Genomic DNA, 15,405 nt, shown 5'->3' on the forward strand with positions numbered 1-15,405 from the left:
GTCTCCGGTCCGGCGGAGGCGGCTACCGGCTCAAGGTGTCGAGCCGCCAGCGGGCGGCGCTTGCCGGTTCGCCGGAACCGTTCAGGACCTTGGAGGCCAGCTCCCATATTTCGTCCAGCTCTTCGCGGCTGAGATCGTAGCCGCGATCCTGGATGTAGGATTCGAGAGCCGGGCGGTCCTTGATGGCCATGGCCTCGCGGATCATGTCGGGATTGGAAAGGGTGTCGCCCATCAGCCGTGAAAGTTCGTCTCTGCTCATTCGCTCCTCCGTGCGGCCGTTGCTGCGGCTGATCGCTGAATTGAGGCAATCCCGGACAGGAAAGGCGTTGCGGCCTGAGCGTGGGGAGAAGTTCGCGAACAGGGCCGCTTATTGGGAAGAAGTCCGGAAATAGTCCTGCCGGTTCTGTAGCAGCGCCGACGGATTGTGGCAAGCGGGTCAACGGACCCGGGACGGTCGCGAGACGGTTTCGCGAAGCGATCGGCAAGCGTCCGTTTCGCTGCGCCGCCCGATGTCCCGTCAGGACCGGAAGATGAAGTAGACCGCCCCGAGCAGGCAGAGGGCCGCCCACAGGTAGTCGAGCTTGAGGGGCTGGTGCATGTAGAACAGGCAGAAGGGCGCGAATACGGCCAGTGCGATGACCTCCTGCATGATCTTGAGCTGCGGCAGGGTCAGCTCGGTGTAGCCCAGTCTGTTGGCCGGGACCTGGATGAGATATTCGAACAGGGCGATGCCCCAGCTCACCAGGGCCGCCACGTACCACGGCCGCTGGTTCAGCTCCTTGAGGTGGGCGTACCAGGCGAAGGTCATGAACACGTTGGAGGCCGTGAGCAGCAGGGCGGTGAAAAGAGGCGTTTTCATGGATGTCTCGATGCGGAAGAGTGCCCGGCGCAGCGGGCCCGGTCGAAACTATGGCGCGGGCGGTCCACCGGTCCAGCGAAAAACGTGCGGCGGGACGTTTTTTTACGTTCCGTAAATCCCTCGACGAACAGGGGCGGCGCGTGCTACGGAACCCGAAAAAAGAGAGGGGCTTTCAGGTTTTTCTCTTTTCCCCGCCCGGCTACCCTGACTGTGTTGGTCAAGGCCATTTCCCACCGGGCGGTTTTCCTTTGACGACCGGGAGCGAGAGCATGGACAAGTACGACAAGCAGGCGTTGCAGGTGGCCAAGGAAGTGGTCATCAAGTTCATAGAGGTGGGACGTATCTCCCCCTCGAACTTCGGCCAGAATTTCGACGTCATTTACAAAGACATTATGCGCACCATCACCGGCGTGACCGCCGGGGACGACTCGTACCGCATGGAAACGGCGGAAGAGAGCGAATAATGGCCGCTTCCGAATGCGAGTCCCATACCGGGGCCTCCACCCCTGCCGAGCACGGCAGGCGGGTGGCGGACATGTTCGGCCGCATCGCCGGATGGTACGACTTTCTCAATCACGCCCTGTCCGGGGGCCAGGATATTTACTGGCGATACCGCCTGGCCAAGGCGGCCCGTCCCGAAGCCGGAGGCACGATCCTTGATCTTGCCGCAGGCACCATGGACGTGTCCGTGGAGCTGCTCAGGCAGTATCCCGACTGCCGGGTGGCGGCGCTCGATTTCGCCCTGCCCATGCTGGAGAACGGCAAGGCCAAGAAACTCAGGCGCGGGCGGGAAAAGCGGATTTTCCCGGTTCAGGCCGACGGCCGCAGCCTGCCTCTGCCCGACAACTGCATGGCCGCGGCGACCATCGCCTTCGGCATCCGCAACATCCTGCCCCGGTCGGACGCCTACGCCGAGTTCCTGCGGGTTCTGAAACCCGGAGCGCGGCTTTGCATCCTCGAATTCGGCACCGGGTCCAAGCGGGTCTGGAAGGGACTGTACAATTTTTATCTCGACAAGGTCCTGCCGTTCCTGGGCGACCGCATTTCCGGAGACCCGGGCGCGTACCGCTACCTGGCCGAGACCATCAAGACCTTTCCCGATGAGCGGGCGTTGGGCGCGGAACTGCTTGAAGCGGGCTTCGAGCGGGTTTACAATGTGCCGATGATGTCCGGCATCGTCTATCTGCATGTGGCCGAGAAACCGGGCGCGGGTGAAGCCGCCTCCGTTCCGGCTCCCGAACCGGCTGTTCCCGTCAAGGCCGCTTCCAAGGGCAAAGGCGTCCGCGGAAAAAAAGGCGCTTCCGGGAAACGGAAGTGACGCTCGGGCGCGGCGAAGGCCCGGTCCGGCGCGGCGGTCTGGACAGCGTGGCGGTTAAAGGGATAAAGAGCGGCCGAACGAGATGACGAGAAGGCCGAGAATGATGGCGACCAGCCCGATGAAGCGCAGAAACTTCGGCGGCTGCACGGCCATCCGGGCCAGCAGGCCGGGCATACGTTCGGCGAACAGGAAATAGGGGATGCCCTCGAATACCAGGGCCAACCCGACTGCGGCAATAAGAAGCGACCAGTCGATATTCATGAGGTCAGTAAGCCACAGAACCCGACCGGTGTCCACCCGGGGAATGATAGGAGTACGCATATGAGCATGGTTGATTTTGATCGGTTGCGGTCCAAGGAAGACGCTATAGCCGTGGTCGGTCTCGGATACGTGGGGCTGCCGCTGGCCGTTGCCTTGGGCCGCCATTTCCAGGTGATCGGCGTGGATGTGTCCGAACGTCGCGTCGACGAGCTCAAGCGGCGCATCGACCGGACCCACGAAGTGGATTTCGCCACTGTCGGCGACGACGTGGACCTGGTCTTCACCTCCGATCTGGCCGATCTGGAGAAGGCGCGGCTCATCCTGGTGGCCGTGCCCACCCCCATCGACGAATTTCGCACACCGGACCTGCGCCCCGTGCGCGGGGCGTCCACCTCGGTGGGCAGGCATCTGCAACCCGGCTCCGTGGTGGTCTATGAATCCACGGTCTATCCGGGCCTGACCGAGGAGGTCTGCGTGCCCATCCTTGAAGCCGAGTCCGGCCTCAAGTGCGGGGAGGATTTCTGCGTGGGCTACTCGCCCGAGCGCATCAACCCCGGCGACAAGGTCCACCGGCTGGAGACCATCACCAAGGTCGTGGCCGGACAGGACGAACCCACGGGCAGGCTGCTCCAGCAGGTTTACGGCACCGTGGTCAAGGCCGGGACGCATCTGGCCGCGAACATCCGCACCGCCGAGGCCGCCAAGGTCATCGAGAACACCCAGCGCGACCTGAACATCGCGCTCATGAACGAGCTCGCGCTCATCTTCGACACCATGGGCATCGACACCCTGGACGTGCTCGAAGCGGCGGGCACCAAGTGGAATTTCCTTCCGTTCCGGCCCGGCCTGGTGGGCGGGCACTGCATCGGCGTGGACCCGTACTACCTGACCTTCAAGGCCCAGGCCCTGGGGCTGCACCCCCACGTCATTCTGGCGGGCCGTGAGATCAACGACAACATGGGCAAGTTCATTGCCGAGGCGACCATCAAGCGGCTCATCAAGAGCGACTGCAAGATCATGGGCGCCCGCGTGGGCGTGCTCGGCCTGACCTTCAAGGAGAACGTTCCGGACCTGCGCAACACCCGCGTGGTGGACGTGTTGGCCGAGCTTGAGGACTACGGCGTGGAAGTGCTGGTGCACGACGCCCAGGCCGATCCCGACGAGGCGCACGATGAGCTGGGTGTGACCCTGCGCTCCCTGGACGAGTTCCGTGGCCTGGACGCCCTGATTCTGGCCGTGTCCCACGATGCCTACAAGGAATTCTCCGCCAAGGACATCAAGGGTTGGTTCGCCGATCCGGACAAGGCTTTGGTGGTGGACGTGAAGGGCTTTTTCGACCGGGCCGAGCTTGAGGCCGAAGCCGTCGATTACTGGCGGCTGTAGGGTCGGCTCATGCTTCTGGTCATGACCGCCACGCCCAACGAGATGCGGGCCGCCTTTCCGGACGCGCCCGCCGTGGCTTTCGGCGGGACGGCCGTGCACGCAGTGGGCGGCCGCGAGCTGTTGCTGGGCGTGACCGGCGTGGGACTGGTCAATACGGCCCTGTGCGCCGGGAGCTGGATGAGCCGTGAAGACGTGGACGGAGTGGTGGACCTCGGTATCGCCGGGGGATACGATCTTGGTGAAACGCCCAAGGGAAGCGTCTGTTTCGCCTGGCGGGAAACCTGGCCCGAGTATGGCCTGCTGAACGAGGATGGCGCGGCCGACCCCAAGGGGATCGGTTTTGCCCAGGGCGAGGCCGAAGGCCGGAAGATCTGGAACCGGGTCAAGCTTTCGCCGGTCCGCGACGCCTCCCGCATGGGCCTGGTTTTGGGCGACGGCTGGACGCGCGCGTCGAGCGTGACCGTGTCCGGCGTGACCGGCACCCCGGAGCGGGCCGGTTGGCTCAAGGTTTTCTGCAACGGCCAGATGGAAAACATGGAGGGCTTCGCCGCGGCCTATGCCGCAGCCCTCAGGGAGCTGCCATTCCTGGAGGTGCGGACCATCTCCAACCTGGTGGGTTCCCGCGAACCCGAGGACTGGGACCTGAAGGGCGCGCTGCGGTCGCTCAAGGGGGCGGCGGACACGCTTTTCGCCGCGTAATACGGGGCTTGCCCCGCAACCCGCAACCTGACATAGTACGCACAATATGGACGAACTTCTGCGGTATTTCAAACGGGAACTTCCCGGAATCAATGATTTTCTCGACAAAGAGGCCGACCAGCTCAACGGGCTGGTCCGGGACGTTGCCAAGCACATCATCGGGTCCGGCGGCAAGCGCATCCGCCCGATGCTCACGCTCCTGTTCGCCCGCGCGCTGGGCTACGGCGGGAACGACCATCACGCCATCGCCTGCGCCCTGGAGCTTCTTCATTCCGCCACACTGCTGCACGACGACTACCTGGACGACGCCGAATTGCGGCGCGGCCGGGAGGCGGCCCACCTCGTCTTCGGCCGGACCGAGACCATCCTGGCTGGCGACGCCCTGCTCGCCCTGGCCAACGAGATGGGGGCGCGTTACGGCAACCCCCGCCTGTCCTGGCTGCTGGCCAAGGGCATCATGGAGACGGCCGAGGGAGAGATCGAGGAGATAGAGTTTTCCCGCGATCCGTCGCTGGATCGCGAAGCCTACATGCGCATCATCATCGGCAAGACCGCGCGGCTCATCGAGTGCGCCTGCCGGTGCGGCGCGGCCCTGGCGGGCGCCACCCGGGAGCAGGAGGACGCAGCCGGCGAGTTCGGCCTGAATGTGGGCATAGCCTTCCAGTTGGTGGACGACGCCTTGGATTACGCCTCGCCCACTTCCGAGACGGGCAAGCCCGAGGGCGGCGACCTCAAGGAGGGCAAGCTAACCCTGCCGCTCATCTTCCTTCTGGAGGCTGGCGACGAGGCCGAGGCCGGGACCCTGATCGCGGCCCTGCGCGACGGAACCCTGAGCGAGGCGGCCAGCCTCGACATCCTGGACCGGGTCCGGGAGGGGCGTTATTCCGAGAAGACCCGCGAAGAGGCCGCCCTCTACGTCGAGAGGGCCAAGAACTGTCTTGTCGGGTTCGAACCCGGCGAAGAGTTGGCCGTGCTCAGGCAGGCCGCGGATTACGTGTTGACCCGAACCAAGTGATTTTCAAGGCCGGTCACCCCCGCACGGAGACCGGCCTTCCGCTTTTTCATATCGATAGGAGAGACCAGATATGCTTTGTCGTGTGATCGTTGGACTGAAAGAAGGCGTCCGGGACGTGCTGGGCGAGAGGGTCGCCCGCAAGATCAGGAGCGAACTCGGCATGGACGTGAAGGATGTCCGCATCGTCAACGTCTTCACCCTTGAGGGCGTGACCCCGGAGCAGGTCGACCTGGTCCTGGAACGCGCCGCCCTGCATGATCCTGTTCTGCACGAGGTTTCGCTCGAGCCCCTGGCTCGCGACTTCGACTGGATCATCGAGGTGGGCTTCAGGCCCGGTGTGACCGACAACGAGGGCCGCACCGCCCGTGAGACGCTCGGCGTCGTCCTGGGCCTGTCCAGGGCGGAACGCGAGTCCGCCAAGGTCTATACGTCCAGGCAATACCTGATCCAGGCCGATCTGGACAAGGCGGGCGCGGGCCGCATCGCCAAGGACCTGCTCGCCAACGAACTCATTCAGCGCTTCGAATACAAGTCCGCCGCCGAGTGGGCCGCGAATCCCGGATTCGAGGCCAAGGCCGCCCGCGTCACGGGCCAGGCTTCCGACGCGGTGGCCACCGTCCCGCTGGCTTCCATGTCGGATGAGGAACTGATGGACTTCTCCAGGTCCAACACGCTGGCCCTGTCGCTCAGGGAGCTGCACGACATCCGCGCCTATTTCGCCGACCCGGCCGTCCGGGCCGACCGCGAGAAGGCCGGGCTGGGCGCGGATCCCACCGACGCCGAGATCGAAGTCCTGGCCCAGACCTGGTCCGAGCACTGCAAGCACAAGATTTTCTCGGCCCGGATCGAATACGAGAATGCCGAAACCGGCAAGACCGTCGAATATTCGAGCCTGTACAAGACCTTCATCCAGGGTTCCACCAAGTACATTCGCCAGCGCAATGCGGCCGGACGCGAGGGCGGGGACTACTGCCTGTCCGTGTTCAAGGACAACGCGGGCGTGATCCGGTTCTCCGAGACCACCAACGTGTGCGTCAAGATGGAGACCCACAACTCCCCGTCGGCCCTCGATCCCTACGGCGGAGCCCTGACCGGCATCGTGGGCGTGAACCGCGATCCCATGGGCACCGGCATGGGCGCAAATCTTCTGTGCAACACCGATGTCTTCTGCTTCGCGTCCCCGTTCCACGAGGGTGAGTTGCCGCCCAGGCTGCTGCATCCCCGCCGGGTGTTCGAAGGCGTGCGCGAGGGTGTGGAGCACGGCGGCAACAAGTCCGGCATTCCCACGGTGAACGGCTCCATCGTCTTTGACGAGCGCTATCTCGGCAAGCCGCTGGTCTACTGCGGCACCATCGGCACCATGCCGGTCACGGTCGCGGGTCAGCCTTCCCACGAGAAGCTCGCCCTGCCCGGCGACGTCATCGTCATGTCCGGCGGCCGTATCGGCGCGGACGGCATTCACGGCGCGACCTTCTCTTCCGAGGAACTGCATGAGGGCAGTCCGGCCACCGCGGTCCAGATCGGCGACCCCATCACCCAGCGCAAGATGTACGATTTTCTCATGCGCGCCCGCGATCTCGGCCTGTATCACGCCATCACAGACAACGGGGCGGGTGGTCTGTCCTCCTCCGTGGGCGAGATGGCCGAGGATTCCGGCGGTTTCGACATGGACCTGAAGAAGGCTCCGCTCAAGTACGACGGCCTTCGTCCCTGGGAAATCCTCATCTCCGAGGCCCAGGAGCGCATGACCATGGCCGTGCCGCCCGAAAAGCTCGACGAATTCATGCGCCTCAGCGCGGAGATGGATGTGGAGTCCACCGCGCTCGGCGTCTTCACCGACTCCGGCAAGTACCTGGTCCGCTACGGCGACAAGATGGTCACCTATCTCGACATGGACTTCCTGCACAACGGCGTGCCGCAGATGGAGCTCAAGGCCGTCTGGCGGCGGCCCGAGATCGCCCAGGACGCCACGCCCGTGCCCGAGGACCAGAACGGCCTGCTCAAGGATATGCTCGGCAGGCTGAACATCTGCTCCAAGGAATACGTGGTCCGGCAGTACGACCATGAGGTCCAGGGCAAGTCCGCGGTCAAGCCCATGGTCGGCGTGCTCGGCGACGGCCCGTCCGATGCTGGCGTGGTCCGGCCTGAATACGGCTCCGATCGTGGCTTGGTTGTTTCCCACGGCATCTGTCCGCAATTCTCGGATTACGACACCTACTGGATGATGGCCAACGCCATCGACGAGGCCGTGCGCAACGCCGTGGCCGTCGGCGGCGACGTCAACTACATGGCGGGCGTGGACAACTTCTGCTGGTGCGACCCGGTCCAGTCCGAGTCCACCCCTGACGGCCACTACAAGCTGGCCCAGTTGGTCCGCGCCAACCAGGCGCTGGCTCATTACTGCCTCGGCTTCGGCGTGCCCTGCGTATCCGGCAAGGACTCCATGAAGAACGACTACAAGGGCGGCGGCCGGAAGATTTCCATTCCGCCGACCGTGCTCTTCTCGGTCATCGGCGTCATCCCGGACGTGAACAAGTGCCTGACCTCGGACTTCAAGAAGCCTGGCGATCTGGTTTACGTCCTCGGCCTGACCCGGCCGGAGATGGGAGGCAGCGAAATAGCCGATCAGCTCGGCTTCTCCGACGCCCGTGTTCCCCAGGTGGACCTGGTTTCCGCGAAGCGCCGCTACGAGACCGTGTTCGCGGCCGCGCAGGAAGGGCTGATTACCGCCTGCCACGACTGCTCCGACGGCGGCCTGGGCGTCGCCCTGGCTGAAATGTGCATCGGCGGTCGGCTCGGCGTGAGCGTTGATCTGGACAAGGTCCCGGCCTGCGGGGAGCTGAATCTGACCGGCCTGCTGTATGCCGAATCGGCCAGCCGTCTGCTGGTCTCCGTGGCCCCGGCTGATCGCGAACGGTTCGAAACCCTGTTTGCCGGACAGACCTTCGCCTGCATCGGCAATGTCTCTGATTCTTCGTCCCTGGCCGCTTCCCTGGCCGGTCGGAAGGTCCTGGACGCCGAAGTGGCGGAGTTGGCTGCCGCCTTCAAGGAGACCCTGGCCTGGTAATTGGTTTTTAAACACAACTCCCTGGTGTCTCGCCTTTACCAAAAGTGAATAATTCTCTATGGTGACGGCGTATTTATCAGCCGGGTCTAGGGTGTCCGGCTGGTTGTGGCATCGCGTTTTTAGTAATGGGGGTTGGTTAATGCTTAAGAGATCTGTTTTGATCAAAGGCTGCTGCGCGTTGTCGCTGGCAGCCTTTGTCGTATTGGCGGCCATGACCGATGCGGGGCGGGCAAACTCGGGTCGGTACGTGGGGTCGGAGGCTTGTAGTGAGTGTCACGACCAGGAGTATGGGAACTTCAAGAAATTCGCCAAGAAGGCGCGTTCCGGGGAGTCCGTCAGGATGATGATGGACGATTTGACCAAGGAGGAGCTTCAGGAGTGTTATGGCTGCCATATGACCGGTGTCGGCCGGCCGGGCGGCTTTGTCGATTTCGAGAAGACCCCGGGCATGGCCGAGGCCGGGTGCGAAGTTTGTCACGGCCCGGGCTACGATCACGTTGAGTCCGGGGGCGACCGGGACCTCATCAAGTACGACCTGAGCCTCGACGACTGCCAGGTCTGTCACAATCCGGAACGGGTCGACGCGTTTGACTTCAAGCCGCTGTTGCACGGCGGGGCGCACTAGGAGGCGGTAATGGATAATTTCATCACCCGCTCCCTGGGAGTCAAGCTCATCGTCCTGTCCTCTCTGTTGACCATCCTGGCCTTTGCCGGGTTGTTCGCCTACAGCTCCATCTCAACCAAAGATCACACGTTGAAGGAAGTGGCCCTGGCCGCAGAGAGGGTGGCGGACATGCTCTACATTGCCATCGAAGACCCCATGTCCAAGGGGGACAACGACGGCACCGAAATCAAATTCCTTCAGATGGCCGAGCGGTACCCGGACATCAAGGTCTACCTGACCGACTACAAGGGCGAGATCACCTATTCCACCGAGTCCGGCTCCATACGGGAAAAGATATTCGACGCGCGATCCGAGGCCGGAGTGCCCGAGATGGTGGCCAAAGGGCTTGAGGAAAAAATAGCCGAGGGAGACCTGAAGGAAATCGACGGCAAACGGCATTTCGTCGAGGTCAAATCCATCGAGAACAATCCGTTTTGCTATCATTGCCACGGCAGGAGCCGGGAAATTCTCGGCGCAATGGTCGTGGCCGTTGACGTGAGCCCGCAGTACGGTGCGCTGAGGGAAAACCAGATACGGTCGGCGGGCATATCCGTGATCGGCGTCCTGGCTCTTCTGGCCGCGCTGATCGTGTTCATGCGCCGGGCCGTCGTCAATAAGATCACCTCCATCGCCTCCACGGCCGAGGATGTGGCTCACGGCAACCTGGACGCCCGTTTCGAGGTGGCCGGGACCGATGAGCTGGGGTCCCTGTCCCGTTATCTCAGCTCCATGGTCAATCGGATCAAGGATCAGCTTCAGTACAACCAGTCCGTGCTCGGGGGCATAGTGGTCCCGCTTTTCGTGACCGATGCCGACCAGACCTTGCAATTCGTCAACCCGCCGTTGCAGGCTATCCTCGATTTGACCGAGGACGAGCTCAAGGGACGTCGGGTGCAGGACGTGTTCGCCTGTGAATCCGAGGACGGGTCCACCTGCAACGCGGGCGAGGTTATCGCGCTGGGCGAGCCGCTCCAGGGGCGGTTCCTGTTCACGCGCAGCGACGGCACCGTGTTCCCGCTTCTGTTCGAGGCGTCTCCGCTCAAGGATGCCGAGGGCCAGACCGTCGGCGTCATATGCGTGCTCATCGATTTGACGCGCGAGGAAGCGGACAAGAAGAACATCGAATCCCAGCGGCAGGAACTCCTTGTGGTGGCCAACGAAGTCACCCAGGTGGCCAACAAGCTCAACGAGGCGTCCAATATCCTCTCTTCGCGGATGGACGAACTCGCAAACGGCGTCGACACCTCCGCGAACCAGACCGGCCAGGTGGCCACGGCCATGGAGGAGATGAACGCGACGGTGCTTGAAGTGGCCAGGAACGCGGCCGAGACCGCCGAGGCCTCTGACCAGGCCAACAAGGTGGCTGCCTCGGGCGGCGTGGTGGTGGGCAAGACCGTGGAGGAGATCAACTCCGTGGCTGACATCACCGAAAAGCTGGCGGAGGCGCTGGCCTCGCTGTCCAGCCGGGCCGAGAACATCGGGCAGGTCATGGCCGTCATCAACGACATCGCGGACCAGACCAACCTCCTGGCGCTCAACGCGGCCATCGAGGCGGCCCGGGCGGGCGACGCCGGGCGCGGTTTCGCCGTGGTCGCGGACGAAGTGCGCAAGCTGGCCGAAAAGACCATGGATGCCACCAAGGAGGTGGAGGGCGCGATTTCCCTGATTCAGCAGTCCACATCGAATGCGGTCAAGGAAATGGATGCCGTCAAGCAGCGCGTGGTCAACACCTCCGGCATGGCCCAGGAGGCGGGCGGCGTACTCGACGAAATCGTCCGCCACTCCGACTCCATCGCGGAGATGGTCAACGGCATCGCCACTGCGGCAGAGCAGCAGTCAGCGACTTCGGACGAGATCAATAATCGGGTGACCCAGATCAACAAGCTGTCCCAGGAAGTCCTGTCCGGGATCCGCGAGTCCAATCAGGGCATTCAGGAGGTCTCGGAACTGGCCGGGGAGCTTGCCGGACTGGTCGCCAAGTTCAGGAAATAGGCAACGCAAAGATACTGTGAGGGCCCGGCTTATGCCGGGCCCTTTTTCTTTTGCGCGCAATTTCCCGGTGATTTCGCGCAATAACGATGCCGCCCGGCCGGGCGGAAATCGGTGCAACCGTGCAACGCCCCTGCGGGGAATCCCTGGTCGTAACATTTGCAGTAATCAGTTTTCTGAGCTAATGACCCGTAATTCCGCTTGCACGGATTCCTCTTGACAGATACGGGCTAGGGGAATAGTAATTGTTATCAAAGATGGAGGATATCCATGGCTCAAGAAATGGGTTTCAGGCTTTCCAAGCAGCGGAAAGTGATTCTGGAAGAGTTGCGTAAGGTCAAGACGCATCCCACGGCCGACGAGGTCTATGACATGGTGCGCAAGATCATCCCGAGGATCAGTTTGGGCACAGTCTACAGGAATCTGGAGTTTCTGGCGACCAAGGGCCTGGTCCTCAAATTGGGTGCGCCCGGCGAACAGAAGCGGTTTGACGGCACCCCTGAGCCTCATCCTCACATCCGTTGCGAGGTATGCACCGCCGTAGTCGACGTGGACTGCGAAATCGATATCCCTACCATCCCCGACACCTGCACCAGCGGCTACAAAATTTTGAACACCAACGTGGAATTCGTTGGCATCTGCCCCAGGTGCCAGGCCGCCAGACAATAGTTTTTTCGCCAAATATCTGCTCAAAGATTGTGAAGCCGGTTGCCTCATGGGGTAACCGGCTTTATTTATATTGGTAGCTGTCCATTTGGCGCTTGACAGGGCACAAACCTACAGATAGGAATAATTCCTAGATTGTGACTAACCAAATGAGTTGGCAGGAAAATATTTACATAAGCTGAACTCCACGTGCTTTTCACACAAAAATACGACAACAGGCGTATTTTTGTGTAAGGTTCATGGTGAATCTGAAAACCCGCGAACTATTCCGTAAGGAGGAAAAATGTCTCTGAAAGGAACCCAGACCGAAAAGAATTTGTTGTACGCATTCATCGGCGAGTCCCAGGCTCGCAACAAATATACCTACTTCGCCAGCGTAGCCAAAAAAGAAGGGTACGTGCAGATCTCCAAGATTTTCGAGGAGACCGCGGGCCATGAGAAGGAGCACGCCAAAAGGCTTTTCAAGTTCATGGAGGGCGGCACCGCCGAAATCACCGGCACCTTTCCGGCCGGCGTGATCGGCTCAACCCTGGACAACCTGAAGGCGGCCGCCGCCGGTGAGCATGAGGAGTACTCCGAGATGTACCCCGATTTCGCCAAGGTCGCCCGCCAGGAGGGTTTCAACGAGATCGCCGCCGTCATGGAGAACATCGCCGTCGCCGAGCGTTACCATGAGGAGCGGTACAAGTCCCTCATCAACAACATCGAGACCGACCATGTCTTCGTCAAGGACGAGGAGATCGTCTGGCGGTGCCAGAACTGCGGCTACAACCACAAGGGCTCCACCGCTCCCGTGAAGTGCCCGGCCTGCGACCATCCCCAGGCCCATTTCGAAATCAAAGACACCAACTGGTAAGAATCAAGTCATCCAAGGAGGATTCGACATGGCTATCAAATTGGGCGAAGTGTACAAGTGTAATATCTGCGGCAATATCGTCATGGCCATTCACGAAGGCGCGGGCGACCTGGTCTGCTGCGGCGAGGAGATGGTGCTGATGTCCGAAAATACCGTTGACGCCGCCAAGGAAAAGCACGTTCCCGTCATCGAAAAGGACGGCGACAAGGTCACCGTTAAGGTCGGTTCCGTGGCGCATCCCATGGAGGAAAAGCACTACATCGAGTGGATCGAGCTCCAGGTGGGCGACGTGGTCCTGACCAAGATGCTCAAGCCCGGCGACGCCCCCGTAGCCGAGTTCTGCATCTGCGGCCTGTCCGGCGAGCTCAAGGCCCGCGAATACTGCAACCTCCACGGCCTGTGGGCCGCTACCGCTTAATCGCGGACAATCGTTTCGCGCTCAACGAGCGCGTGAATGAACATGAAAGGGGGCGGGCTTAAAGGCCCGCCCCTTCCAATCCCAGGAGGCATTATGGCCCTGCCCGAAGAGATGTATCAGTGTCAGACCGTTAATTGCGGCTACATCTATAACCCGGACAAGGGGGACCGAAAGGGGAAAATCCCCAAGGGAACCAAGTTCGAAGACTTGCCCGACGATTGGCGATGCCCCATCTGCGGCGGGACCAAGAAATGCTTTCGCCCCCTGGCCGGTCCGGGTTCCACCAAATCCGACTGTGAATTGCCAGTTGAAACCGATCCCGAAAAGTTGACAGCGGCCGCCGCTGCTGCAAATATACCCGATCAAAAGGAGACTGATCCCATGCAGAAATACGTGTGCGAGATTTGTGGCTATGTGTACGACCCGGCCCAGGGTGATTCCGACTCCGACATCCCGGCCGGCACCAAGTTCGAAGATCTGCCCGACGACTGGACCTGTCCCGTCTGCGGCGCGGGCAAGGACAGCTTCGTACCCGAGGATTAATTTTCGGCCCTCATCGTGGGCATGGAGCGCGCACCCACGGTCCGCGCTCCTTTTTTTACCGCAGCAGTTGAGCGCTTGCTCAATGTGGAGAAAAGATAATGAGACCTGTTGAAATCAAGGACGGCATCCACTGGATCGGTGCGGTCGACTGGAACCGCCGCGACTTCCACGGCTATTCCAAAGCGCACAAGGGCACCACCTACAACAACTTTCTTATCGTGGACGAGAAGGTGACCCTGGTCGACACCGTGGCCGAAGAGTTCTGGGGAACCCTCCAGTGCAACGTCGCCCAGGTGCTCGGCGACCGGAAGATCGACTACTTCGTCATCAACCACCTGGAACCCGATCACGCGGGCAGCCTGGCCTTGGCCGTGGAAAAATACCAGCCCGAAAAGATCTACACCTCCCCCATGGGCCAGAAGTCCATGATGGCCCACTTCAAGTACAAGGATTGGCCCGTCGAGGTCGTGCCCACCGGCACCGAGATCAAGCTCGGCAAGCGGACCCTTCACTTCATCGAAACCCGTATGCTCCACTGGCCGGACTCCATGCTGACCTACTGCCCCGAAGCGAAGCTGGTCTTCACCAATGACGCCTTCGGACAGAACTGGGCCACCTCCGAGCGCTGGGCCGACCAGGTCGACCGCTACCGCCTGGAAGAGCTGATGGCCAACTACTACGCCAACATCGTCCTGCCGTACTCTCCCGTGGTCATCAAGACCCTGGCCGCCATCAAGGAAATGGGCCTGGAGATCGACACCATCTGCCCGGACCACGGCCTGATGTTCCGTGGAGACGACTGCGCCTGGGCCATGAACAAGTACCAGGAGTTCGCGGAGCAGAAGCCCAAGAACAAGGCGGTCATCGTTTTCGACACCATGTGGCATTCCACCGAGAAGATGGCCGAGGCCATCGCTTCCGGTCTGGCCGACGAGGGCGTGTCCGTGCGCGTCATGTGCATGAAGAACAACCATCACTCCGATGTCATGGCCGAGGTCTTTGACGCCGCCGCCGTGATCGTCGGCTCCCCGACCCACAACAACGGCATCCTGCCGCTCATGGCCGACATGCTGACCTACATGAAGGGCCTGCGGCCGCAGAACAAGATCGGCTCCGCCATCGGCTCCTACGGTTGGTCCGGTGAATGCGTGAAGATCCTGACCAAGTGGCTCGAAGACATGAACATGGAAGTCTTCGACCCGATCAAGACCCAGTTCGTCCCCGATCACGACGTGCTCGGCAAGTGCTACGAACACGGCAAGCAGCTCGCCGCCGCCATCAAGGCCAAGCTGGCGTAGCGGCATACCCGCACTAAAAAGAAGGCCCGGTCTCCTGCGAGATCGGGCCTTTTTTCGTGGTTGCCTCCGGCGGCCAGAGGGGGAACCTCTTGAGAGAGGTTCCCCCTCTGGACTCCCCCTCCAGAACTTTTTGTGTGCCTTCGGCGGGGGAGGATAAAACCGGGGCGTCTTGGTTGTCGAGAATTGGCTACTAATGGGCTGATGAAAATACGTTCTCAGCTCGGTATCACCCCGCGAAGCGGCGCTAAAAAGTTTAGGAAAGGAAGGGGTTGGGGGTCCGGGGGAAGGGGAAGGAAAAGGTACAGTCCGGGTACATAGGTAACACATTAGTCCGGGAACATGGGTAACACTTTGGGCATGGAAGCCTGG

Annotated in this window: 15 protein-coding genes and 2 pseudogenes; 14 read left to right on the forward strand and 3 right to left on the reverse strand. The window is 61.7% G+C overall.

What is annotated here, in order from left to right:
* Positions 1-22 precede the first annotated feature (22 nt).
* Together PSN43_RS15750 and PSN43_RS15755 are read right to left on the reverse strand one after the other, a co-directional pair.
* Positions 23-259 (reverse strand): hypothetical protein, encoded by a 237-nt coding sequence (locus PSN43_RS15750; protein ID WP_272701696.1) that lies wholly within the window; start codon positions 257-259, stop codon positions 23-25.
* Positions 260-517: 258 nt separating this feature from the next.
* Positions 518-859, reverse strand: a complete 342-nt coding sequence (locus PSN43_RS15755; protein ID WP_272701697.1) for a DMT family protein — start codon at positions 857-859, stop codon at positions 518-520.
* 269 nt (positions 860-1,128) lie between these two features.
* Between PSN43_RS15755 and PSN43_RS15760 the strand changes: the two genes are divergently transcribed.
* Positions 1,129-1,323 (forward strand): hypothetical protein, encoded by a 195-nt coding sequence (locus tag PSN43_RS15760; RefSeq protein WP_272701698.1) that lies wholly within the window; start codon positions 1,129-1,131, stop codon positions 1,321-1,323.
* On the forward strand, positions 1,323-2,177 hold the full coding sequence (locus tag PSN43_RS15765; RefSeq protein ID WP_272701699.1) for a ubiquinone/menaquinone biosynthesis methyltransferase: 855 nt from the start codon (positions 1,323-1,325) through the stop codon (positions 2,175-2,177). The genes PSN43_RS15760 and PSN43_RS15765 overlap by 1 nt, the downstream gene beginning before the upstream one ends.
* A 54-nt stretch (positions 2,178-2,231) precedes the next feature.
* Here the strand turns inward: PSN43_RS15765 and PSN43_RS15770 are convergent, their stop codons facing one another.
* On the reverse strand, positions 2,232-2,498 hold the full coding sequence (locus PSN43_RS15770; RefSeq protein WP_442874883.1) for a DUF2065 domain-containing protein: 267 nt from the start codon (positions 2,496-2,498) through the stop codon (positions 2,232-2,234).
* Here PSN43_RS15770 and PSN43_RS15775 point away from each other — a divergent pair, their 5' ends adjacent.
* The 12 genes and pseudogenes from PSN43_RS15775 (at position 2,499) to PSN43_RS15830 (ending at position 15,036) form a co-directional block, all read left to right on the forward strand.
* Positions 2,499-3,821, forward strand: a complete 1,323-nt coding sequence (locus PSN43_RS15775; protein WP_272701700.1) for a nucleotide sugar dehydrogenase — start codon at positions 2,499-2,501, stop codon at positions 3,819-3,821.
* A 9-nt stretch (positions 3,822-3,830) separates the two neighbouring features.
* Positions 3,831-4,520, forward strand: a complete 690-nt coding sequence (gene mqnB / locus PSN43_RS15780; protein WP_272701701.1) for a futalosine hydrolase — start codon at positions 3,831-3,833, stop codon at positions 4,518-4,520.
* Between the two features lie 46 nt (positions 4,521-4,566).
* Positions 4,567-5,535, forward strand: a complete 969-nt coding sequence (locus PSN43_RS15785; protein WP_272701702.1) for a polyprenyl synthetase family protein — start codon at positions 4,567-4,569, stop codon at positions 5,533-5,535.
* A gap of 70 nt (positions 5,536-5,605) precedes the next feature.
* Complete coding sequence (locus PSN43_RS15790; protein WP_272701703.1) at positions 5,606-8,602, forward strand: phosphoribosylformylglycinamidine synthase subunit PurS; 2,997 nt, start codon at positions 5,606-5,608, stop codon at positions 8,600-8,602.
* 139 nt (positions 8,603-8,741) lie between these two features.
* Positions 8,742-9,227 carry a cytochrome c family protein gene (locus PSN43_RS15795; RefSeq protein ID WP_272701704.1) on the forward strand — a complete coding sequence of 162 codons (486 nt, stop codon included), beginning with the start codon at positions 8,742-8,744 and terminating at the stop codon, positions 9,225-9,227.
* Positions 9,228-9,236: 9 nt separating this feature from the next.
* On the forward strand, positions 9,237-11,258 hold the full coding sequence (locus PSN43_RS15800; RefSeq protein ID WP_272701705.1) for a methyl-accepting chemotaxis protein: 2,022 nt from the start codon (positions 9,237-9,239) through the stop codon (positions 11,256-11,258).
* A gap of 267 nt (positions 11,259-11,525) precedes the next feature.
* Entirely contained in the window at positions 11,526-11,924 is a 399-nt protein-coding gene (locus PSN43_RS15805) for a Fur family transcriptional regulator (protein ID WP_272701706.1), read from the forward strand.
* Between the two features lie 280 nt (positions 11,925-12,204).
* The gene (gene rbr / locus PSN43_RS15810; RefSeq protein WP_272701707.1) at positions 12,205-12,777 is read left to right on the forward strand and encodes a rubrerythrin; all 573 of its coding nucleotides are present in this window, start codon (positions 12,205-12,207) and stop codon (positions 12,775-12,777) included.
* Positions 12,778-12,805: 28 nt separating this feature from the next.
* Positions 12,806-13,195, forward strand: a complete 390-nt coding sequence (locus PSN43_RS15815; protein WP_272701708.1) for a desulfoferrodoxin — start codon at positions 12,806-12,808, stop codon at positions 13,193-13,195.
* 93 nt (positions 13,196-13,288) lie between these two features.
* A pseudogene (locus tag PSN43_RS15820) lies at positions 13,289-13,501 on the forward strand (rubredoxin); the annotation flags it as partial.
* 87 nt (positions 13,502-13,588) lie between these two features.
* Positions 13,589-13,738 (forward strand): annotated as a pseudogene (locus PSN43_RS15825) (rubredoxin); the annotation flags it as partial.
* Between the two features lie 98 nt (positions 13,739-13,836).
* Positions 13,837-15,036 carry an FprA family A-type flavoprotein gene (locus PSN43_RS15830; protein ID WP_272701709.1) on the forward strand — a complete coding sequence of 400 codons (1,200 nt, stop codon included), beginning with the start codon at positions 13,837-13,839 and terminating at the stop codon, positions 15,034-15,036.
* The last annotated feature ends 369 nt before the right edge of the window (positions 15,037-15,405 follow it).

It is taken from the genome of Desulfovibrio sp. Fe33 (assembly GCF_028532725.1).
Taxonomy (GTDB): Bacteria; Desulfobacterota; Desulfovibrionia; order Desulfovibrionales; family Desulfovibrionaceae; genus Pseudodesulfovibrio.

Bases quoted from the DNA above. Each gene is read 5' to 3' on its own strand.
- PSN43_RS15830 (WP_272701709.1), top strand. From the start codon at position 13,837: ATGAGACCTGTTGAAATCAAGGACGGCATCCACTGGATCGGTGCGGTC.
- PSN43_RS15775 (WP_272701700.1), top strand. From the start codon at position 2,499: ATGAGCATGGTTGATTTTGATCGGTTGCGGTCCAAGGAAGACGCTATA.
- PSN43_RS15795 (WP_272701704.1), top strand. From the start codon at position 8,742: ATGCTTAAGAGATCTGTTTTGATCAAAGGCTGCTGCGCGTTGTCGCTG.
- PSN43_RS15800 (WP_272701705.1), top strand. From the start codon at position 9,237: ATGGATAATTTCATCACCCGCTCCCTGGGAGTCAAGCTCATCGTCCTG.
- mqnB (WP_272701701.1), top strand. From the start codon at position 3,831: ATGCTTCTGGTCATGACCGCCACGCCCAACGAGATGCGGGCCGCCTTT.
- PSN43_RS15770 (WP_442874883.1), bottom strand. From the start codon at position 2,498: ATGCGTACTCCTATCATTCCCCGGGTGGACACCGGTCGGGTTCTGTGG.
- PSN43_RS15785 (WP_272701702.1), top strand. From the start codon at position 4,567: ATGGACGAACTTCTGCGGTATTTCAAACGGGAACTTCCCGGAATCAAT.
- PSN43_RS15765 (WP_272701699.1), top strand. From the start codon at position 1,323: ATGGCCGCTTCCGAATGCGAGTCCCATACCGGGGCCTCCACCCCTGCC.
- rbr (WP_272701707.1), top strand. From the start codon at position 12,205: ATGTCTCTGAAAGGAACCCAGACCGAAAAGAATTTGTTGTACGCATTC.
- PSN43_RS15815 (WP_272701708.1), top strand. From the start codon at position 12,806: ATGGCTATCAAATTGGGCGAAGTGTACAAGTGTAATATCTGCGGCAAT.
- PSN43_RS15755 (WP_272701697.1), bottom strand. From the start codon at position 859: ATGAAAACGCCTCTTTTCACCGCCCTGCTGCTCACGGCCTCCAACGTG.
- PSN43_RS15790 (WP_272701703.1), top strand. From the start codon at position 5,606: ATGCTTTGTCGTGTGATCGTTGGACTGAAAGAAGGCGTCCGGGACGTG.
- PSN43_RS15750 (WP_272701696.1), bottom strand. From the start codon at position 259: ATGAGCAGAGACGAACTTTCACGGCTGATGGGCGACACCCTTTCCAAT.
- PSN43_RS15805 (WP_272701706.1), top strand. From the start codon at position 11,526: ATGGCTCAAGAAATGGGTTTCAGGCTTTCCAAGCAGCGGAAAGTGATT.
- PSN43_RS15760 (WP_272701698.1), top strand. From the start codon at position 1,129: ATGGACAAGTACGACAAGCAGGCGTTGCAGGTGGCCAAGGAAGTGGTC.